The sequence below is a fragment of the Gibbsiella dentisursi genome, assembly GCF_039539505.1.
Taxonomy (GTDB): Bacteria; Pseudomonadota; Gammaproteobacteria; order Enterobacterales; family Enterobacteriaceae; genus Gibbsiella; species Gibbsiella quercinecans.
In genome coordinates, this window is record NZ_BAABDG010000007.1 from 366,330 (window position 1) to 388,091 (window position 21,762).

Annotated in this window: 17 protein-coding genes; 1 reads left to right on the forward strand and 16 read right to left on the reverse strand. The window is 56.0% G+C overall.

Annotated features, from left to right (window positions below; genetic code table 11):
* The 15 genes from ABFX35_RS15930 to mltB all read right to left on the reverse strand — a co-directional run bounded on the left by ABFX35_RS15930 (position 1) and on the right by mltB (position 19,751).
* Positions 1 to 2,523: a type VI secretion system Vgr family protein gene (locus ABFX35_RS15930; protein ID WP_346082153.1), complete on the reverse strand. Its 2,523-nt coding sequence runs from the start codon at positions 2,521 to 2,523 to the stop codon at positions 1 to 3.
* A 33-nt stretch (positions 2,524 to 2,556) separates the two neighbouring features.
* Positions 2,557 to 2,826 carry a hypothetical protein gene (locus ABFX35_RS15935; RefSeq protein WP_346082154.1) on the reverse strand — a complete coding sequence of 90 codons (270 nt, stop codon included), beginning with the start codon at positions 2,824 to 2,826 and terminating at the stop codon, positions 2,557 to 2,559.
* Positions 2,823 to 3,419, reverse strand: a complete 597-nt coding sequence (locus ABFX35_RS15940; protein ID WP_346082155.1) for a DUF2778 domain-containing protein — start codon at positions 3,417 to 3,419, stop codon at positions 2,823 to 2,825. Before ABFX35_RS15940 ends, ABFX35_RS15935 begins: the two co-directional genes overlap by 4 nt.
* A 13-nt stretch (positions 3,420 to 3,432) precedes the next feature.
* Positions 3,433 to 6,093 (reverse strand): type VI secretion system ATPase TssH, encoded by a 2,661-nt coding sequence (gene tssH, locus ABFX35_RS15945; protein WP_346082156.1) that lies wholly within the window; start codon positions 6,091 to 6,093, stop codon positions 3,433 to 3,435.
* A 166-nt stretch (positions 6,094 to 6,259) separates the two neighbouring features.
* The gene (gene yiaA / locus ABFX35_RS15950; RefSeq protein ID WP_346082157.1) at positions 6,260 to 6,694 is read right to left on the reverse strand and encodes an inner membrane protein YiaA; all 435 of its coding nucleotides are present in this window, start codon (positions 6,692 to 6,694) and stop codon (positions 6,260 to 6,262) included.
* A gap of 144 nt (positions 6,695 to 6,838) precedes the next feature.
* On the reverse strand, positions 6,839 to 7,330 hold the full coding sequence (hcp, locus tag ABFX35_RS15955) for a type VI secretion system effector Hcp (protein ID WP_279025908.1): 492 nt from the start codon (positions 7,328 to 7,330) through the stop codon (positions 6,839 to 6,841).
* Positions 7,331 to 7,334: 4 nt separating this feature from the next.
* Complete coding sequence (locus tag ABFX35_RS15960; protein ID WP_346082158.1) at positions 7,335 to 9,059, reverse strand: OmpA family protein; 1,725 nt, start codon at positions 9,057 to 9,059, stop codon at positions 7,335 to 7,337.
* Between the two features lie 3 nt (positions 9,060 to 9,062).
* Positions 9,063 to 9,716, reverse strand: coding sequence for a type VI secretion system protein TssL, short form (gene tssL, locus ABFX35_RS15965; RefSeq protein ID WP_095847896.1), 654 nt, complete (start codon positions 9,714 to 9,716; stop codon positions 9,063 to 9,065).
* Positions 9,713 to 11,050 carry a type VI secretion system baseplate subunit TssK gene (gene tssK, locus ABFX35_RS15970; protein WP_279025911.1) on the reverse strand — a complete coding sequence of 446 codons (1,338 nt, stop codon included), beginning with the start codon at positions 11,048 to 11,050 and terminating at the stop codon, positions 9,713 to 9,715. Before tssK ends, tssL begins: the two co-directional genes overlap by 4 nt.
* A gap of 21 nt (positions 11,051 to 11,071) precedes the next feature.
* Positions 11,072 to 12,619, reverse strand: a complete 1,548-nt coding sequence (gene tssC / locus ABFX35_RS15975) for a type VI secretion system contractile sheath large subunit (RefSeq protein ID WP_346082159.1) — start codon at positions 12,617 to 12,619, stop codon at positions 11,072 to 11,074.
* 25 nt (positions 12,620 to 12,644) lie between these two features.
* Positions 12,645 to 13,145, reverse strand: coding sequence for a type VI secretion system contractile sheath small subunit (gene tssB, locus ABFX35_RS15980; RefSeq protein WP_095847893.1), 501 nt, complete (start codon positions 13,143 to 13,145; stop codon positions 12,645 to 12,647).
* Positions 13,146 to 13,797: 652 nt separating this feature from the next.
* Complete coding sequence (gene fdnI / locus ABFX35_RS15985) at positions 13,798 to 14,448, reverse strand: formate dehydrogenase-N subunit gamma (protein WP_183096557.1); 651 nt, start codon at positions 14,446 to 14,448, stop codon at positions 13,798 to 13,800.
* Positions 14,441 to 15,328, reverse strand: a complete 888-nt coding sequence (gene fdxH / locus ABFX35_RS15990; protein ID WP_121554480.1) for a formate dehydrogenase subunit beta — start codon at positions 15,326 to 15,328, stop codon at positions 14,441 to 14,443. Before fdxH ends, fdnI begins: the two co-directional genes overlap by 8 nt.
* Positions 15,329 to 15,340: 12 nt before the next feature.
* Positions 15,341 to 18,388: a formate dehydrogenase-N subunit alpha gene (fdnG, locus tag ABFX35_RS15995; protein WP_346082160.1), complete on the reverse strand. Its 3,048-nt coding sequence runs from the start codon at positions 18,386 to 18,388 to the stop codon at positions 15,341 to 15,343.
* A 280-nt stretch (positions 18,389 to 18,668) separates the two neighbouring features.
* Positions 18,669 to 19,751, reverse strand: a complete 1,083-nt coding sequence (mltB, locus tag ABFX35_RS16000; protein WP_346082161.1) for a lytic murein transglycosylase B — start codon at positions 19,749 to 19,751, stop codon at positions 18,669 to 18,671.
* A 410-nt stretch (positions 19,752 to 20,161) separates the two neighbouring features.
* On the opposite strand from mltB, the gene ypdK reads away from it, so the two are divergent.
* On the forward strand, positions 20,162 to 20,236 hold the full coding sequence (ypdK, locus tag ABFX35_RS24215) for a membrane protein YpdK (protein ID WP_121525611.1): 75 nt from the start codon (positions 20,162 to 20,164) through the stop codon (positions 20,234 to 20,236).
* A gap of 100 nt (positions 20,237 to 20,336) precedes the next feature.
* Here the strand turns inward: ypdK and alaC are convergent, their stop codons facing one another.
* A complete protein-coding gene (gene alaC / locus ABFX35_RS16005) occupies positions 20,337 to 21,578 on the reverse strand; it encodes an alanine transaminase (RefSeq protein ID WP_279025922.1) in 1,242 nt (413 codons plus the stop codon).
* Positions 21,579 to 21,762 lie beyond the last annotated feature (184 nt).

Here is a 21,762-nt window from a genome sequence, read left to right on the forward strand (position 1 = left end):
TTAACCCTCATCACTCAAATGTATATTAAGCCCGTCAATATTCATGCTTTTTTGTTTTTCCGCTTCACCGGATGCTGAGGTTTTCATACTTCTGGCTCCACCATCCCCCCCTGTCGCACTCATACTCTGTCCACTTACAGGGGAATTGTGGTATGGCCAGACTACTTTCGGCGTAACAGCAAAATCAGCACTATCCCACTGCTGAACCGCTTCACTGATGCTTTGCCCGCCAAACTTCTGCCACACCGCACCACGCTCAATAATTTTATCCGGTGCCGCGCACTCCACTGTGCCATCTGCTATCCGGATATAACCACCTCCACTGGTCAGAATAATTTCTTTTTTTGCATTGATGATGATTTTCCCTTCACTACTGCTCACTCGGATATCTTTCAGCGCATCCAGCATCATTTCATCCCCCTGGGCCTGAATCTCCACTTTCCCTTTACCGGCAAACAATTTGATACCCAACTTTTGGGCATACAGACTGATTCGCTCACCCGCAGCTACCGTCAGTTTCTTCAGGATACTAAAATCGGTATTACCGCCACTGGTCGCCGTGATATTTTCTCCTGCAGACAATTGCAAAGATTTCGGCGTCACTTGCGCAATGCCTTCTGGTGCAGACAGCAGTACAGCTGATTTTTTGAGATCCATCAGCGCTTCACTCAGTAACGTTTTCTGCGTCTGCAGATCTGCCAGTTCTGCCTTTGCCATGTCAGCTGCGCTGCTTAACGACTCCACCAGACTCTGAGCCTGTTGTAACTGGCTCAGAGCTGCAGCCATACCCAACATCATTCCATTTGCTGAAGACTGCTTATCCGCCGTGATGAACACCCCTGCTCCCCCACGAATGGAAACGTGCCTGTCGGTGCGTAGTTCTGCACCTTCACCACGCAGTTCACGGGAAGCATCCACGTTGTGCCCTAAATTAAGCTGTGTCTTACCCCCGTACTCCGTACTGAGCTTGATGTGCTCCTCACCACGTTTGTCTTCCATCCGCAGTTTGTTCAGACCAGCCGTGCGCACCACATTTCGTGTGCTGTTGGCTTCAGTGACATGGTCAACATGGCGAGAGTCATGCAGGGCGTGGGCGATGTATGGCCGGTCTGGATCGCCTTCATGGAACGCGATCGCCACTTCGGTCCCCTGAATCAGCGGAAAGTGAAAGCCGTATTTGTCGCCACCATAGGGCTTCGCCAGCCGCACCGGCATGCTTTCCATCCCTTGGCTTTTGTCATCCCGGTCGGCATCAAATTTCACCCGGTAAAGACCGGCTTCATCCTGCCAGGCGTAGATATCGTTATTTTTAGCACTGGTGATACGAGCCGTCAGGGTGCCGCTGACCACCGGGCGCTTTTTAGCGGCCGGGCGCCAGCAACGGTTCTCGTAGTACGGCATTGCCGCCCATTCCACCTTCAGCGCGTTCTGACGGCTGGCGGAGTAACCGGCGCTGATGATGACGAGGCCACTTGCGGTTTCACGGGGCAGCGTCGGCGGGATAGCCGTTTCGGTGATAGTCAGTACCTGTGCCGGCCCCAGGGTGTGGTCGGTGCTGCTGCCAGTCACCGTAGTCTGTGCGGACAGGAAGCGTTCATGCTCCAGGCGCGCCCAGAAGTTACCGGTTTCCGCTGAAGGTGTGATTTTGTCGCCACGCTCAAGGTGACGCGGGCGGTAGTGATACACATCACCGTAAGTGATACCGTCACCGTCGCCACAGGTCATGTCCGCCGGTACAGAGGTCAGGATATTCTGAGCTTCACGGTGATTGTAATCGCTGGCGGTGACAGAGCGCTCAACCACGTTGTGCCAGACGTGGATACCCCAGACCGAGTCAACCGCATTGTCATTCGCCCCTGACGGGCTGTTGAGCGGCAAAGTTTTCCCGAACGTCCAGGCACTCTGCTTGTCCGCGAAGTGCACTACTTCGGTCTGTGTGTCGGGCTGCAGGGTGAAGAAGTAAAAAATCCCCACCTCCGCCAGCAAGCGTTCAATGAACGCCAGGTCATTTTCCTGATACTGGTTAATCTGTTCACGCTTCGGATAGTCGGCTTTGAGGGTGAACGCGTACTCCCAGCCTTTCAGGCCATGCTCCTCAAGCACCTCTGCGACCACCTCCGGCACCGATTTGTTGACGAAAAAGCGGTGGGTACGGAACTGGTTACCCAGCAGCGCCAGAAACGGCTCCAGCACGATGCAGTACTGCGCTTCATCCGCTGAACCGCCAGTCCGTTCGAAGTGGGTAACCACCCCGTGAACCACCTTACGCTCCGTCAGGGAGAGCAGGTTACCCGCGCCCATGGTCAGGGTCGCCGGCTTGCTCAGCATCTGGCGGGCATCAATGGTTTTGTCCGCACTGGTGAAATTGATGGTGTAGCTGTACAGCGCACTCATCGCCTCCGAGCCGCTGAAATCCTCCACGTCGATATCTGCCGTACAGGAAGGAATATCGAGGCGGTAGCGGTTCAGGGTTTTTCCGGCGACGGTGGCCGCCATCGTGTTCAGGGTATCCGTCAGGCTCATGGCGTTGACTCCATTATGTAATCGGTTTTTCCGTCAGGGCTGGCCCGGGCCAGCATCGGTCACAGAAGTGGAAAAGGGGTTATTTTTTCGGGCGTTGTCGCAGCCAGTCAGCATCAGCAGGAGGTATGCCCCGACACCGCTCAACAGGGCCTTTATCAGGATCACCGTCATGGCAAGGTTATCCATCCCTTCCTCACCGTCCCCCTGCACCGGGAGGTGGTTAATGGTAAAATCGGTAAGATAGCCGTCGGGCAGGAAGAACGAGCCGAGTAGCGCGATGACAAGCACCAGCAGGATTTTCATTCTGCACTCGCCTTCTTCCGTTTCAGAGCCTGCTGCGCCCGCCGCTTCTCAGCCTCTTCCTTAGTTTTCTTAACTTCTTCCTCGCACTGGCTGAAATCAGGCGTGCCACGCACATCGATACGGGCGTAGGCCATCAGGCCATTGCCGCCCGGAACCGGAAACGTACCGCGTTGAAGCAGCAAATGGCGCAGATGCTGAAAATCGCTGTAACGGCGCAGGGTGATGCAGCCCCAGGATTCACCAGTGCCATCACTGTTAAGTGGATGAAGACGAAAACCCGTTCGGTTTAATCCATTGACGTTCAGTCTGTCTTTTTGGGTTTTATCGCTGAACAGCGCAAACCAGTCGGAATGGTGGTTTCGGTAATGGCTCCAGGTATCTATCGCCTCCGCCCGTACCCGGTTATACAGGCTGCCGGCAGAGCGGTCGGTGACCCAGTAAGCCCCGACCGGTATAGCGACTTTTTCATGGTCAGCGCAGTCGGGATTGTTGATATAGCGCTCAATACCGGACAGCACTTCAAACGTGCCGATGCCGTAGCATTTCAGGTACGCTGTTTTGCCATCCGCCGACAGGTTGCCGTAATCCATCATGCAAATCTGCATCTCAACCTCCGTGCGCCTCGTCAAACTCCAGCCCAATCCCTTCTTCATCATTCCAGCCAAGCGTCAAAGATTGCGGCTTTTGCTTAGCGGCCATATGGGCCAGCAGTTGCTGGCTCAGCACCGGCAGAATTTGTTGGTTGAGCAGGCTGTCGACGTTGCGTGCGCCGGTGTCCGGCAGCAGGCAGGCAGCCGTCAGCGCGTCATACAGGCTCTCATCAATCTGCGTGGTCAGGCCGTAGTGGCGGTGCAGGCGTTTGCTCACCTGCTCAAGCTTCATTTCCACGATGGTGCGCATGGCAGTCTCATTTAGCGGCCGGTAAATCACGGTCTGGAAGCGGGCCAGCAGCGCTGGCTGGAAGTGGTCGCGCAGAATTGGGCGCAGCAGTTCGTGCAAATCCCCCTCGGTGGCTTCCGGCCGTTCGTCCAGTAACTGCATCAGATGATCGCTGCCGAGGTTGGAGGTCATCAGGATAACGGTGTTACGGAAGTCGATTTCACGCCCTTCGCCGTCGCGCATAAAACCGCGATCGAACACCTGATAGAACAGGTTCATCACATCACGATGCGCTTTTTCCACTTCATCCAGCAGCACCACACTGTATGGCCGCTTGCGAACCGCTTCGGTAAGAATGCCGCCCTGGCCGTAACCCACGTAGCCTGGGGGCGAGCCTTTCAGTTGGGAAACGGTGTGTGGTTCCTGGTATTCAGACAGGTTAATGGTAATCAGCGATTTTTCACCGCCGTATAGCGCATCCGCCAGCGCCAACGCGCTCTCTGTTTTGCCCACCCCACTTGGCCCCACCAACAGGAATACGCCCTGCGGACCGTTCTCGGCGGTCAGGCCGGTTTTAGCGGCGCGCAGGCGCTGGGCAACGGCGGCCAGGGCCACTTCCTGACCGACTACCCGTTTACCGATTTCCTGTTCCAGCGTCAGCAGTTCGGTCTGCTGGTCTTTCATCAGCGAGGAGAGCGGCACGCCGGTCCAGTCGGCAATCACGTTGGCGACGGTGCGGGTATCCACATCAATCTGAATCAGGGCCGTATCCTGTTGCAGCGCTTCGAGCTTCTTCTGTAAATCATGGATATCCGCCTGGTACTCATCCCCAGGCTGAATGCCCTGGCGGCGGGCTATCAACTGCATCGCCAGCGTTTTTTCTGCTGCAAAATGCGCTTCCTGCCGTTGCAGAGTCGTTGACAGTTGGATGCGCTGCTGTTCAATGGCACGCAGGCGATCGCCGTGCTTATTGCTGCCCGTAGCGATATCTTCTTGCAGCGCCTGGGCTTCCAGCTCCAGTGCCGTCAGTTGCGCCTTCAAACGAGTGAGGGTTTCCGGGACGGTATCAAGCCCCATACGCACGCGAGCAGCGGCGGTATCCAGTAGATCGACCGCTTTGTCCGGCAGTTGCCGCCCGGTCAGATAGCGCCTTGAGAGCGTAACGGCGGCGCGTACCGCATCATCGGTGATGTGCACGCCGTGGTGCTCCGCGTAACGGGGTTTCAGGCCGCGCAACATCAGGCAGGCGGTGTCGTCATCCGGCTCATCCACCTTCACCATCTGAAAGCGGCGCTCCAGCGCGGCGTCGCGTTCAAAATACTGTTTGTATTCGCTCCAGGTAGTCGCGGCGATAGTGCGCAGTTCGCCACGCGCCAGCGCAGGTTTCAGCAGGTTGGCAGCATCAGCGCCCCCCGCCTGGTTGCCCGCGCCGATAATGGTGTGCGCTTCATCGATAAACAACAGAACCGGATCCGGCGACTGCTGTACGGCTTCAATGACATTTTTCAGGCGCTGTTCAAATTCACCTTTTACACCGGCTCCCGCTTGCAGCAGGCCGAGATCCAAAGTCCGCAAACTCACGGGTTTCAGGCTTTCCGGTACGTTGCCTTCGGCAATGCGCAGCGCCAGCCCTTCCACCAGCGCGGTTTTGCCCACGCCGGGTTCCCCCACCAGAATCGGGTTGTTCTTCCGGCGGCGGGAGAGGATGTCCACCATTTGGCGAATTTCGCTATCGCGGCCAAACACCGGATCGATTTTACCTTCGCGAGCTTTGGCGGTGACATCAAGGGTGAATTTGTCCAACGCATTTTGTAACGCCGGGTTGAGTTCCCCCGGTTTCACTTCCGCTCCAATCGGGCGGCCAACAAACACCACGTCGCCACCGTGCTCTTGCGCCAGTTCGGCTTCCTGTTGAACGTCCGGACGCTCGTCCGACTGCGCATCCAGCAGCGGGCGCAGGCGCTCCAGTTGGCTCCGCCCCAGGGTCAACAGCGGCCACAAACCATCGCAGCGAACCAGCTTCGGTTTATCAATCAACGCCATCAGCAGATACTGGCTTCGAATTTGCGCTTCACCGGCAAGCGAAGCCAGCAGCCAGGCTTGCTGCAACAGCGTTTGGGTGCTATCAGAGAGCTGTGGGCGGCTGCGCAACGCACGCGGCAGCTTGTCCAGCCAGCCGAGCAAATCCTGCCAGATCGCATCCATATCCCATTCGTAACGGCGCGCCAGCACCGTCAGATCGCCTTCGCCCTGCTCCAACAGTTTCAACAACCAGTGTTCTGGTGCGATTTCCGCGTGTGCGCGGGTCTGGCACAGGCAAGCCGCGCCTTCCAGCGCACGGGCACAGTAAGGATTAAGACGACGCAGGAGGATTGCCGGGTTTTCCATGTTATTTAACTCGCTATCAGAGACCTTCGGGCACGCTACCGCCCATCGCTGTAACCAAAGCGCATCAGGTCAGATTTCCGGGATATGTTCTTTTTTGAGTACCCGCCAGGCAGGTACTCAGAAAAGAAACTGCGAACAGGAAGCCCTGCCCGCATAGGATTTTGGGCTAAGGTTCCTGTTCCTCAACAACCGGGACCGCTTGCAAAACGCTATGAGCGCTGTCGCGTATATTTTTCTGCACAGCCACCGCCCCAAACAACGCCATAAAAAATGAGACGCCATAAAACCCTTTTTCGCTTGGCATCAGGCTGGCATTCCACAGACCAATTACCAGCAGGATTACCGCTATAGCGAAAGCCAGCAGACATACCATGTGATACAACTGGGTGGTGGGGATGCTTTCCAGTCGATCGCGTACCGTTTTTTGCAAAGAGACAGCAGCGAATAGCCCCAAAACCAGCACTGCCACGTAGTAACCTTTTTCATTGAGTTCCATATCCGCACGCCAGAGACCAACCAGGTAAACCAGTACACCCCCCAACATCGCCAGCCAGGAGATCACAATAAATGCGGGTGAGACGGGAATATTTTGCGTTTTCATAGTGATTCCATGTAATAAGCCACCTTCAGCAGACATACCTGTCTGCTATTTCGATGATTACGCGCAGTTGCGTATCAACACCTAGCCGCCAGCACAAAGCGGCCTGATAAAAACTGCGGACAGGCAACCCTGTCCGCATCGGGCTTATGCCGTGGCGCGTTCGTTCCACGAATCGGAATGAATGATGTTGCCGTCTTTGTAGGTCCAGGTGATTTTTTCGTAACGCAGTTCGATCTGCTCGAGATGGTTGTGCTTCTCGTAAGAAGGATCCTTGATGTCGTGCATCAGCGGGTTCACTTTCACCACTTTCACGTTTTCCAGTGTGGTGTTGAAGTACTCCACTTCCTGGCCCGCGTCGTTGATTTTGTACCACTTGAATTCCGCCGATTTCAGGGTCTGGCCGGTAGTCACCGCCTTGTACAAGTACGGGCTGGATGAGTCGATCTCCTTGGTGAACAAGAACGGGGTGTGAATACGGGTGCCGGTCAATTTGCCGGTGTTGTTGTCGGTTGGGATGTACAGGTTGTGCTCCTGAGCGACCACTTCGATGCTGCCTTCACGATCCTGAACATCCACAGACCCTTTGATGTCTGCGCCGCCGTCGTCTTTCAGCCAAAGATAAACAGGGATTGCCATGGTATTACTCTCCATTGTGTTGTGATGCGTCATCATCCTGCGATGGCGCCAGGGTATTGCCCGGTATCTGGCAGGCATCCGCCTGCGGTACCAGACTGATTTCGACACGGCGGTTGAGCGCGCGGCCTTCCGCAGTGTCATTGGTTGCGACCGGGCGGCTCGCGCCATAGCCCTGCACCGCAAAACAGCTTTCCGGCACGTCGCCGGTGTCGCGCATCCAGTCACGCACCGCTTCGGCGCGCTCGAGCGACAACGTTTGGTTTAGCTTCGGGTTGCCGGTGTTATCGGTGTGCCCGGCCACCACAATCAGCCAGCCCGGCCTGGCCTTAATGCCCACCAGAGAATTCACCAGCATTTTGGTCGAACCGGTTTTCAACGCAGACTGGCCGGAATCAAACAGCGACATGCTGTCGAGGCGGATAGTCTTCAGCCCCTGCACGATTTTGTTAATCACCGGTGGAGGTGTCTGCGACGGTGCCCAGTCACTGATTGCAGTTTCTACCGGCGCGATCAGGCACCCCCCTTGATACAAGCCCATGCGGTAACGCAGCGGTTCTCCCCGGCGCAGCCAGTCATCCAACAGACGTGCGTCAGCACGCAGGTGTTGCTGTGCCTGAAACTTAGGTTCTGGTGGCTCGCCGCTAAGGCGATGGTAGAGCGCAAGATGATCACCCACGCTACGGATAAGGCGCTGATTGTTGATAAACGAAGCCAGCATCGCCAGTGCAAGAAATACGCCGCCCAGCAACCCAACCCACCGCCAGAACACCATCCTGCTGCTGATCCCACGACGGCGCGGCAAACAGGAAAGCAGTAGCTCCGGTAGCGGCAGCGTATCCGCCAGGCCAATGCTTGCCGGCGCCAACGCCGTGATATCGGTTATATGTTGTTGCCAAAGGTTGCCACTCTTGCCATTGACTGGCGCCATGCAAAAGGCCTGCGCACAGGGCTTCTGTGCGGGCAACTCCCCCTGACGTACAGCCAACAGACTGTTCACCCTACTGGCCTGCCAGCCCAACAGGCTGTCGAGCCACAGCGCCTGGCTCAAACGGGTAAGATGCTCGGATGCATCGCTTTCTGTTATCCAGTCCGCAAGTGGTAGGTTCCCCTGCCCTGGCTGATAAACCTGCAAACCGGCGCTGTTATTGACGGAAACAAACCAGGCAGGATCTTCCCCCGCACAAGCACCTGGCGGTGAAACCCAGGTCACCGTGCATATGGGCGGTAAGCCGCTGAACCACGGGCGACACTGCACCGCGGCACGCAGCCAACCCCGCAGGCTTTGGGTAAAATCATCCGCGCAGGTATGGCGTTCAGGCTGTACCGCCAGCAACACGGACACCTGCGAGATCAGCGCCGGGCGCACAAGACTCAGATGCTGCGCCAACAAAGGAAGCTGTTCTGCATCCAACACCTGCAAGTACCAGCCCTGGCGAGTTTCACGGTGCCGGGAAGCAGCTTTAAACAGAGGGGAGCCGTCACCACAGACGAGAATCACGGCCCCCTGAAAATCTTCAGGGGGCAGGCTGCCATCCGCGATGCTGCGAACCGCTTCATGCCGTGCATGTGTCGCCAGCCACTGTCGCCACAACATCACACCGCAAGCCAGAACAACCAGTAAACTGAGCGCCACCCAGCTGCCCAGGGAAAACGGCCAGAATCCCAGGACAAGCCACAGGACAAGAAGCCCTACCAGTGTGGTCAACAGGGCGCGGTAAACATCACGCATCGCTTACCCCGGCCTGATTGTCTGGCTCACCATGTCGGTGAGGGAAGAAGAGAGGAAAAACCAAAGCGCCGCCAGCACGGCTATCCCGGCAATCCACGACAACCAATATAGACGGCGACCGCTGCGCAGACGTGACGCCCGAACAACAATCGGCGCGTCCTGCGCCAGAGTAAATGGCGGAACCCGCTCGCCAAGCGTGCGCACCACATCCTCACGGCGTTCGTCATTCTGTGCGCGGTACTGCCCGACAAACCCCAACTGCAGAGTGCGGTACAGACAGGTCAGCACGGCCGTATCCGGCGAGTTTTCCTTAAGAATATTGCGGATCCGCTCCCACAATTCCTCACCCGCCTTCAGAGTGCCAAAAAAACGCGCCTGCAATGGATCACGCCGCCAGAACAGATAACCATCATCATCCACGCCACGGTTAAGCACGCTCTCATCCAGCAGCGCACACAGCGCATAAATCATATGCTCCCGGCTGGCCTCGCTGTAACCGGCATCGGCCAATGCTTTACGGGCGCTTTCCACCAGATGGCAAGCACGGCGATACAAACGTTCACCATCATGTACTTTCTGCCCGCCGCGCAGTTGGCTGGCCATCAGCCAGCCGGGGTAAAAAATACGTTCTATCTGGCTAAGATCGGATCTATTCATGTACGCAGCACCGCATAAAGTTCCAGTTTCACATCCCCGAGCGATCGCGGGGTGTAGAAGGTACAACTGCCCGCTTCCAGCATCGCCCGGGCCGCATCCGTCGAGAGATCCAGCGCAAAATACTGGTTCTCAAGACGCAACGGGATAGCAGCCGGCACGTGGCTAAGCGGTTTGATGACCATGCCGCTCAACGCCACGTTCACCACATCGGAAACGTCATCAAAACTGCCGGCCTTACACAATTGCGGGAACCTGACCTGCAACTCATGATTTGGCATCGGGGAGCGCACCGAGAGGTAGAAATCAGCCCCTTCACGCAAACGGGCGTCGTGCAGCGAGCCTTTCCAAATTTGATCCTCATGCTCAAGTTGGATACTGACCACACGGGAAGGCAGGCTGGCTTCAAGGAGTTTGTCGAGCAGCGTAAGCAATGGCAGAAACACCTGCTCCGGCGCATCGTGCTGATAAGCCGGAATATCCCTGACATCATGTTCAAGTGAGAACGTCAGCAAGCTGCCGGCCAGGCGTGCCAGTTCCCGGTACAACAGCTCGGGATGACGGGCAGGCGCCTGCAAAAGCTCTGCCAGCACCGGCTCCGCGCTGTTCAGGGCATTCAGTAACCAGAACAGGGAAACATCCGCGACGGCGAAATCCGCCATCCGCTCATTGCTTTCGCGGCGCATGGCCATCAGGCGCTGGCGTCTTGCTTGCAGACGTTTCAGCAAGTCGCCCAGCGCCATCGCCAGCACAGGGCTCGCGGACAACGAGAGTAACGGTGGGATAAAAGAAATATCCCGGCTCCACTGCCCCTGCGCATTACGCACAAGCCGTGTGGCCGGGCAGGTCAGATACGCGGTATTTTCCTGTGAGGAAAGGCGCAACGAAATAGCATGACGCAGGATAGCCAGCTCGCCACGTTCGGTTCCGGCCAGATCCTGTACCTGCACGCGCTCAGCCTTCCAGCGGCGTGGGCGATCGCTATCTTGCCCGTCATCCAGATTACCGCCATTGGCGCTGAGCAACGGCAAAGCGAGCAGCACGTCCACCACATCCTGGCCGGATGCGGCAGACAAATCACAGACAGGGGGCAAATTGTCGGCCAGATCGGTATCGACCAATGTGCCATCCGGGAAACGCGCCACTATGCGGGTTGCATTGAGGCGGGATAATGCCAGCCCAGCGTCATCGAATTCTGCAGCAATAACTCCCCACGGATGGGCCAGCCCCATCCGTGCAACGATGTCGCTCACATACGCATCCCACTGCGCCTGCTGTTGAAACTGTTGCGGGGCCAGAAAGGCCCCGTCCTCCCATAATGGACGAAAAATCTTCATCGGCTTCCTGCCTTACTTTACTTAGGCTTTCGCCTTCGGCATCTGGGAAACCAGCGATAGATTGACGTCCATCCCTTCAACCTGGAAATGCGGCACGGCATACAGCTTCACGCGGAAGAAACCTGGGTTGTCTGCAATATCCTCAACGATCACTTTGGCATCGCGCAGCGGGTGAGAAGCCTGCAGCTCGTCGCCTGGATCGGTCATTTCGGTCACCAGGCCACGTACCCAGGTGTTAAGTTCCAGCTCTAACAGCCGGCGGTCTTTGGTGGTGCCGATGTTTTCACGCTGAATAATCTTCAGGTAATGAGCGATACGCGACAGCAGGAAGATATACGGCAAACGGGCGTTAATACGGCTGTTGGCCGTCGCGTCAGGGGTGTCGTACAGCGCCGGTTTTTGGGTGGAGTTCGCCGAGAAGAAACAGGCGTAGTCGCGGTTTTTGTAGTAAGACAGCGGAATGAAGCCAAGATTGGAGAACTCAAACTCACGGGTTTCCGGGATCATCACTTCAGAGGGGATTTTCACCTGATTGCCGGTGCCCAGGTCATACAGATGAATCGGCAAATCCTGAACCGCGCCGCCGGCCTGCGGGCCACGGATCTGCACGCACCAGCCATTGTTGATAAAGCTGCGCACCATATTGGAAGCAAAGGCAAACGAGGCGTTAGTCCACAGGTATTTCTCGTGTTCCGGGCCTTTCACTTCTTCCACATAGTTGAAGCTGCGCACCGGCACGGTGTCTGGGCCATACGGCAGGCGCCCCAACACGCGCGGCATCACCAGGCCAATATAACGGCTGTCGTCCGTCTCGCGGAAGGATTTCCATTTGATGTACTCGGCGCGGTCAAAGTAGTTGCCAATATCTTTAATGGCAGCCACCTGTTCCATATCCTCCTTCAGGAAGAATTTAGCGCCGGCGGCACCGATAAACGGCATATGGGCAGCGGCGGAAACTTTGGCGATGTTACGCAACAGCGCCACATCCTGGGCGGATGCGTCAAATTCATATGCCGAGATCACCGCCGCAATCGGCTCGCCCCCTGGCGTATCGTACTCGGCAATATACGTCTGGCGGTACAACCCACTCTGAATGATTTCCGGCGAGTCTTCGAAATCCTGGCGTAGATCTTCTTTGGCGAGATCGAGGATTTCCAGTTTCACGTTCTGGCGAAAATCCGTGTTGTCCACCAGGTGTTTAAGCCCGCGCCACAGGCTTTCAACCGCCTGAAATTCCGCATGGTGCATCACGGCATCAAGCTGGCGGCTAATCTGGTAATCCAGTTCAGCAATCTGGTGATCGATTAAGGTTTTATCGAGTTTATCAACCTTCTGGCCGGACTGTTTCAGGCGATCCAAAAACACCTGCACACCAGCGGTAATACGTTCATTCGCCCCAGCTTCGGCCATGGCGGTTTCATCCTGCCAGATACTGATATCGCTTAAATGCGTGGCCGGTTTGAGATTGATTTTTTCAAACAAGGAGGCGTATACGCCACCCGCTTCAGAACGTTCCCGAACGAGGGTTTCGCCGGAAGACGCCGTCGTGTTTTGTACAGACATGGGCATTCTCTCGTGTTGATCCGTGGAATTATCAGGCGTCTTTCGGAGCCAGTTCAGACAGTTCAGCGCGCAACTCCTCGCTTAGCGCCGGGTCACGTAATATGGCCTCAAAAGATTTTCTGAAGGTGGCGTTGTCCAGGAGGTTGGATTTCAGATCGCGCAGCAGATTGCGCATGGCAAGCATGGCTTTCAATTGAGGTATTTGGCGGGCGACCTGTTCCGGCTCGAAATCTTTCATGTCACGAAAGGCAAGATGAATATTTTCCTCGGCGCCATCACCGGCCAGGGTATTTTCAACGCAAAGATTTAAGGATGGGCTAAATTCTGCAAGTACGCTGTTAAAGTTATTTTTGTTGACATTTACTTTCTCACGTTCAGATAATGGCCGCGACTCTTTGCCATTACTGAAGTCGCCCGTCACTAACAATTTCAGCGGCAGTTCCACTTTCTTCTGCGCACCGCCGGTATGCAGGTCTAACTTCAGATTAACGCGAGCTTTTGGCACTTCATTCTGGAAGCTGTTTTCGCTCATAGATCCCTCTTCATATCGCCATGTGATGGTTTTTAAGACAAATTTCAACACAAGCGATATTAGAACAAACATCAATAAAAGATCAACCACACAGATCATTGATCTGAAAATTTAAAAAAACTAAGAATTTTCTATTATTTTGGCGATTAGAACATCAGTCAATAACCTTGGAAAGGTCGCCCAAATGACTATCATTTACACGTGAAGTAGCAATATCCACTGTCGGTGCGTTAAATGTCAGGGGAATGATAATAAATTTATCAAATATTGATTAAAATCAATATTAACATGGAACACACAATACTTATTCAGGGACTTATTTAACAAGCGAATATAAAAACCCTGAATCATCACTGAATATTTTCAATAAATCCACTTTCTTGCCAGACAAGCCAAAAATCAAATCGAATGATAGCAATTTATTTAAAACAGGGGATTGCTCGGAGCAAGGGCGTGGCATAAAGAGGAGAAAATAAATATACCCTTCATATATCAAGTTGCAGGTATGTTGACCAGGGCTTCGCCTCTGCGGGGCAGGGGCTGTTAAAAAACGCTTTTGTCCTGCAACGCGAATTATTTGGGATATAAATCACAGACAATGCGTTGTTTTAATCTTGAGGGCCGGGCAAAAACCCGGCCGCTAAACAGGCGCTTACACCCCGCCCTTTTCTTCCTGTGTTTCTTTGGCTTCGATCTGGCGATACCAGCGCGGATGGTGCTTCTTCGCCCAGCGGCGGCTGACCTTGCCTTCAATCATGCCTTTTATCGAACCTTTCACCCAAAAGGCCATGTACATATGAATCAAAATGGCATGGATCAGCACGATGCCCGCCGTGGCGTGGATCAACAGCGCAATGCGGATCCACACAATCGGGAAGAACGGCGCAAAATACGGCCGCCAGATAATCACCCCGGTGACCAGCAGCACAAAAATCATGCTCATGATGCTCCAGAACATCATCTTCTGCCCGGCATTGTATTTGCCAACGTCCGCCACTTTGTGCTCATTGCCCTTCAACACCTCGACGATGCCTTTGATCCACGGCAGATCTTCCTTTTCCGGGATGTTGTGTTTTACAAAGCGGAAAAACATAAACACCAGCGCCAGGAAAATCACCACGCCGAAAAACGGGTGCAGAATGCGCCCCATCTGCGGCGTGCCGAAGGTTTCCGTCAGCCACTGCAACGTGGGGAAGAACAACGCAATCCCCGAGAGCGCCACCAGGAAGAAACAGATCACCACCGTCCAATGACAGGCGCGATCGATGAACCGGGTGCGAACAATCATCTTGCTTTTACTCATGACCATTCTCCTCATCGTCATCCTCGGTCTCATTGTTTGGCCCAATGCCGATATAGTGGAAAATCAGGCTGGCGAAGGTGGCGATAAAGCCCGCGGCCGCCAGGGGTTTCAACACGCCTTTCCACAGGTTGACCGGCATAGCGATCTGCGGCTCTTTGGGCAGGTTGTGATAAAGCTCCGGCCGATCGGCATGGTGCAACACGTACATCACATGGGTACCGCCCACGCCCTGCGGGTTGTAAACGCCGGCCTGCGCATAGCCGCGCTTTTGCAGATGCGCAACGCGTTCCGCCCCCAGTTCCAGCATGTCTTGTTTGCTGCCGAAATGGATGGCGCCGGTTGGGCAGGTCTTCACACACGCCGGCTCCTGCCCTACGGTAACGCGGTCGACGCACAGGGTGCATTTATATACCCGGTGATCGTCCGGGTTCAGGCGCGGGATGTTGAACGGACAACCGGCGATACAGTAGCCACAGCCGATACAGTGCTCAGACTGAAAATCCACAATGCCGTTGGCATACTGAATAATCGCCCCGGCCGAAGGGCAAGCCTTCAGGCAGCCCGGCTCGGCGCAGTGCATGCAGCCGTCTTTGCGGATCAGCCACTCCAGCTTGCCGTTCTGCTCGGTTTCGCTAAAGCGCATCAGCGTCCAGGATTTGGCGCTTAGATCGGCCGGGTTATCGTAAACGCCGGTGCAGTGCCCCACCTCATCACGAATGTCGTTCCATTCCGAACAGGCCACCTGGCAAGCCTTGCAACCAATGCAGATGGAAACGTCAATCAGCTTGGCGACCTCTTCCTTATGAGAACGGGCCTGCGGCGGCGGCGTCATCGCATTGGTGGCCGAACGTTTGATAATGTCTTGGGATTGCATGGACATAAATTCGGCTCCTTATACCTTTTCCACGTTCACTAAGAAGGCCTTATACTCCGGCGTCTGCGAGTTGGCATCGCCAACCGACGGCGTCAGGGTATTGGCCAGGAACCCCTTGCGGGTTTCGCCTTCAAAGCCCCAGTGGCAAGGAATGCCGATCGTTTCCACCTCACTGCCGTTAATCAGCAGTGGCCGAATACGCTTGGTCACCACCGCTTTCGCCTTGATAAAACCGCGTTTAGACGAGATGCGAACTTCGTCGCCCTGGGCGATGCCTTTGCGGCTAGCCAGCGCTTCGCCGATCTCGATAAACTGCTCCGGCTGAACAATGGCGTTTAGCCGCGCATGTTTGGTCCAATGGCGGAACAGCTCGGTGATCGAATACGTCGTGGCGACATAGGGGAACTCCTCCGCACGCCCCATATTTTGCAAATCGTCAGCAAAAATACGCGCGGCCGGGTTGGAAACCACAGCCGGGTGCAACGGGTTGGTGCCGATCGGCGTTTCAACCGGTTCATAGTGTTCCGGGAACGGGCCGTCGTTCATTTTATCCAGCGCGAATAAACGGCCGACGCCTTCCTGGTTCATAATAAACGGCCCGACGCCGCTGCCTGGCGCGGCCTGGCTGTAATCCGCCACGTCAAACCCCACCCATTTGGCGCCGTCCCAGCGGATGATTTCACGTTTGGCATCCCAGGGTTTGCCCTGCGGATCCACCGATGCACGGTTATACAAGATGCGGCGGTTGGCCGGCCATGACCAGGCCCAGCCGGGCGTGCAGCCCAGCCCGGAAGGATCGCTGTTGTCGCGGCTATCCATCTGGTTGCCTTCCTCCGTCCAGCTCCCGGCATAAATCCAGCAGAAGCTGCTGGTTGAGCCGTCCGCTTTCAACTGGGAAAACGCGCTGATCTGCTGCCCCTTTTTCACTACCACATTGCCGGCGGCGTCGGTAATATCCGCCAGGGCTTTGCCGTTGGCTTCGCGGGCGATCTCTTCCGGGGTAGGATCGGCCGGATCATGATAATCCCAGGCCATATTCAGCACCGGTTCTGGGTTGGCGCCACCTTCCCGGCGATACATGTCGCGCAGCTGGGTAAACAGGCGGCCGATAATCTTGCCGTCGTGCAATGCCTCGGCCGGTGGCTCCGCCGCCGCCCAGTGCCACTGCAGCCAACGGCCGGAGTTGGCGATCGAGCCGTCTTCTTCAGCAAAGCAAGAGGACGGCAAGCGGAACACTTCGGTCTGGATGTCCGCCGGATTAATGTCATTCATCTCGCCGTGGTTCTGCCAGAAATTGGAAGATTCCGTCACCAGCGGATCGATCACCACCATGTATTTCAGCTTCGCCAGCGCCCGCGCCGATTTATTCTTATCCGGGAACGCTGCCAACGGGTTAAAGCCTTGAACGATATAGCCGTTCATTTTGCCCTGGGCCATCAGCTCCGCCTGCGTTAATACGTCATACAGGCGATCCCACTTCGGCAGCCAGTCATAACCCCACTGGTTTTGTGCACTGGCCTTATCGCCCCAAAAGCTTTTCATCATGCTGACGAAAAAGTTGGGCGTGTTGTGCCAGAAGTTGACTTCGTTCTGCCCCAGGCAGGCCGGCGTGATTTGCGTGATATAGCTCTGGTAATCGGCCTGCTTTTCAGAAGGCAACGGCATATAGCCGGGAAGATTGGTGGAGAGCAGGCCCAGATCGGTATAGCCCTGAATGTTCGAGTGGCCGCGCAGCGCATTGACCCCGCCGCCAGGCATGCCGATATTGCCCAACAACAGCTGCACCATCGCCGCACAGCGGATGATCTGTGCACCGCCGGAATGGTGCGTCCACCCCAACGCGTACAGAATGGTTGCGGTGCGATCGGGGGCGCAGGTTTCGGCCAATAACGCGCAGATTTTCAGGAAGTCGTCTTGCGGTGTGCCGCAAATACGGCTGACCAGCTCGGGCGTGTAACGGCTGACATGCTGTTTCAACAGGTTCCACACGCAGCGTGGATCGGTCAGCGTGGTATCACGCCGCGCATAGCCTTGTTCATCAAGCTGGTAGAACCAGGTGTGTTTGTCATATTGCCGTTTTTCTGCGTCGTAACCGCTGAACAGCCCATCGTGGAAGGTATAATCCTCCCGCACCAGGAAGCTGGCATTGGTGTAATTCTTCACGTACTCGGATTGAATTTTATTATTTTCAATCAGATAGTGAATCACACCCAGCAGGAACGCGGCGTCGGAGCCGGCGCGGATCGGCGAATAGAGATCCGCCACGGCGGCGCTGCGGTTAAAGCGCGGGTCCACCACCACCACGGTGGCGTCATTTTGCGTTTTCGCTTCTATCACCCATTTAAACCCGACCGGGTGCGCTTCCGCCGCGTTGCCGCCCATGATCAACACCAGGTTGGCATTTTTAATATCGACCCAGTTGTTGGTCATCGCACCGCGGCCAAAGGTGGGCGCCAGGGCTGAAACCGTCGGGCCATGGCACAAACGGGCCTGGCAATCGATCGCCACCATGCCGAGCGCGCGGGTGAATTTCTGATCCAGCAGCCCGGTTTCATTACTGGCAGCCGAAGAGCATAACATGCCGGTGGTCGTCCAGCGGTTGACGGTAACGTTCTGCGCATTCTTTTCCACAAAGTTGGCGTCGCGATCGTCTTTCATCAGGCGGGCGATGCGTTCAATCGCCTCCTCCCAACTGATGCGTTGCCAGCGATCGGTGCCGGGCGCACGGTACTGCGGGTAGCGCAGCCGGTTTTCACTGTGGATATAATCCAGCACCCCAGCCCCTTTCGGGCACAGTGAGCCGCGGCTCACGGGGTGATCCGGATCGCCCTCCACGTGGAAGATACTCTCGCGCACATTCTTGGCCCCATCCCCCATGCTATAGAGGATCACCCCGCAGCCCACTGAACAATAGGTGCAGTTGTTTCGGGTTTCTTTTGAGCGCAAGAGTTTATATTGGCGTGTTTCGGCTAACGCGATTGAGGGGGTGAATCCAAGGGCGGCGACGGTTGTACCCGCCATCCCGCCGGCACAAATCCTGAAAAACTGCCTTCTGCTTACCCGCATTGGGCTCCTCCATGCTCACATTCAAATGAAGCTCATACAATGTGGGCACGTATTACCCACGTAAATTAAACGGCTAAAAGACCTTTTATTTTGTATGGCAATGGTAGCACGAAGCGGGTTTTGATTTGGCGCAAATAATTACGCTATTCAAGCAAAAGGTGACTTACCGCACACCTTCATCACGATGGCGAGCAGCGGCGGGCCGAAATGGAATTAGCCAGCCCCAAGGGGCTGGCGTGCTTTATACGTTGGTAGAGGGATAACGCCTGAATAACCCGGTTCAGTTCACCCCACGGGCGGCGCGGCTGACAGCCTCACCCAGTTGCCATACCGCCATGGCGTAGTGGGTGCTGTGGTTATAACGGGTAATCACATAGAAGTTCGGCAAGCCAAACCAATATTGATAGCTGCTGCCCATATCAAGGCGCAGCAGGCTCACCTCTTGCTCCCCGGCCAGCGGGGTCTGCGGGGTTAAACTGGCCTCACGCAGGGCAGCAACGTTATAGCGTGTCTTAAAGCCGTTTGCCAACCCGGGCGCCTGGCCGTTGGCGACCACCGCCACACCGGCGCCTGGCTGCCAGCCGTGCGCCTTGAAGTAGTTGGCCACGCTGCCGATAGCATCCACCGGATCCCACAGGTTGATATGGCCATCGCCGTTAAAATCAACCGCATAGTTCTTGAATGACGAAGGCATAAATTGCCCATAGCCCATCGCGCCGGCATACGAGCCGCGCAGATCCAACGGATCGTCCTGCTCCGTACGGGCCATTAACAGGAATGTTTCCAGCTCGCTGCTGAAAAACTCGGCGCGGCGCGGGTAAGCAAAGGCCAGAGTCGCCAGAGCGTCGATGATGCGCGTTTTCCCCATCACGCGTCCCCAGCGGGTTTCCACCCCAATAATGCCGACGATAATTTCCGGCGGCACCCCGTAGATTTGCTGGGCACGCTGCAGGGCATCCTGATACTGGTTCCAGAACACTACGCCGTTTTGAACATTATCCGGCGTAATAAATTTGCCGCGGTAGCGGAGCCACGCGCCGTTCGGGCCGGATGGCGGCAGCGCCGTCGGCGCCTGCTGATCCATCAGGCGCAATACCCAATCCAGTTGCTTGGCCTGCGCCAGCACATCGTGCAGTTGCTGGCGCTCAAAACCATGTTCCCGCACCATTTTATCGATAAAGCGTTCTGTCGCCGGATTAGCGGCGAAATCCCCGCTCAGCGGGCTGACGCTATGCTCAGGCGTCAGCAGAAACCCCCCGTTTTTAGGCGCCGCCGTTTGCGGGGAGGCGATAGTCGGTTTCGGATTGCTGCTGCAGGCAGCCAGCAAGGTGATCAAAGGTAAAAGAGCAGCCAAGTGACGCATCGGATATCCATCGTAGCCATGCCAGTGAGAGTATGCGTTATGTTAATGCATTGTTCGGTGTGAACAAACTGGATTCTGCCGCTGGCGATATAACCCAACCTCAACTTGAGGCGGTGCCATCACGGCTAGCGCACTGTACATCGGGCAGGAAATGGTTAAGAAACCATCAATAAATGTGATCAAATACACAGTATTGAAATCATTCCGACATTGAGAGTACATTAGCGCCGATCCTGCCGTGGCTCACGTTAACCTCAAGGACAAGGAAACACGGCAACAGGGTGATTTGCAGCCGCAGGCATTGTTGTTCCTGATTTGAACAACCACCGGCAGGCCGTGGATAACCCATAAAATCTCAGCACAACAATCGGGATCGTTGCTGGCGAGGAACTCCAAACGGGAGTTATTCAGTGAAATATTTTTTGCTGGGCGTGTCGTTTATGCTGGTTGCATGGGTAGGCACCTTCATGTTTATGGTCTCCTGACCGACTAATCACCAGGCAAGGGGCATTCAGCCCCTTTCAAATGTAAAAAACCCCAAGGTTAGCCCCCTGGGGTTTTTTATTGCCGGCTGCGGGCGGCCAATTATTTCTCGGCGGCAGCCGCGCTGTGTTTGGCTGCTGGCTTGAGCAGCCCGTCTGCGCGGAACATCGCTTTAATCCCGCGCACCGCCTGGCGAATGCGATCTTGGTTTTCGATCAGCGCAAAGCGCACGTGATCATCGCCGTAATCGCCAAAGCCGATGCCCGGCGACACGCAGACTTTCGCCTCCGCCAGCAGGCGTTTAGCGAACTCCAGCGAGCCCATGTGCGCGTAAGGTTCCGGGATTTTCGCCCACACGTACATCGAAGCTTTCGGGTTTTCCACCATCCAACCGGCTTCATGCAACCCTTTCACCAACACGTTGCGCCGCTGGCGATACTGCTCGGCAATATCCAGCACGCACTGCTGGTCCCCTTCCAGGGCAGCGATGGCCGCCACCTGCAGCGGGGTGAACGTGCCGTAGTCGTGGTAACTTTTAATGCGCGTCAACGCGCTGACCAATTCCTGATTGCCCACCATAAAGCCGATGCGCCAACCCGCCATATTGTAGCTTTTCGACAGCGTGAAGAATTCCACCGCGATGTCTTTGGCGCCGGGCACCTGCATGATCGACGGGGCTTTCCAGCCGTCGTAAACGATATCGGCATAGGCCAGATCGTGGATCACCAGCACGTTATATTGCTTCGCCAACGCCACCACACGCTCAAAGAAATCAAGCTCGACGCACTGCGCCGTTGGGTTGGACGGGAAGCCGAGGATCATCATTTTTGGACGCGGGATCGTCTCGCGAATGGCGCGCTCCAGCTCACCAAAGAAATCGCCGCCTTCCACCAGCGGCACCGAACGCACCTGGGCGCCGGCGATCACTGCACCGTAAATATGGATCGGGTAGCTCGGGTTTGGCACCAGCACGGTATCACCATGATCGAGCGTTGCCAGCATCAGGTGCGCCAGCCCTTCTTTTGAGCCGATGGTGACAATGGCTTCGCTTTCCGGATCGATCTCGACCTGATAGCGATCCTGATACCAGCGCGAAATCGCGCGGCGCAGGCGCGGGATACCGCGTGAGGTCGAGTAGCCGTGGGTGTCGTCGCGCTGGGCCACGGTGCAGAGTTTTTCCACAATATGCGGCGGCGTTGGGCCGTCGGGGTTACCCATGCTGAAGTCGATGATGTCTTCACCACGCCGGCGCGCAGCCATCTTCAGTTCGGCGGTGATGTTGAATACATAAGGGGGGAGACGTTCGATGCGCGTAAAACGGCGCGGACTGTGATTATCAGCCATAGGTTCCTCGGGATACGTTAGCGCCCGGACCGTCCGAGCGACGCTGGCCACCGTTTTCGTGGCCGGAAACTGAACATAACGCAGCGCGGCTGGGCTGTCGACCCCCAGAAACATAATTTTACCTTGTCGCTTGCCGCCAGGCCGGCGGCACCGTTTATGCGATCGCGCCAGCAAAACGAAAAAA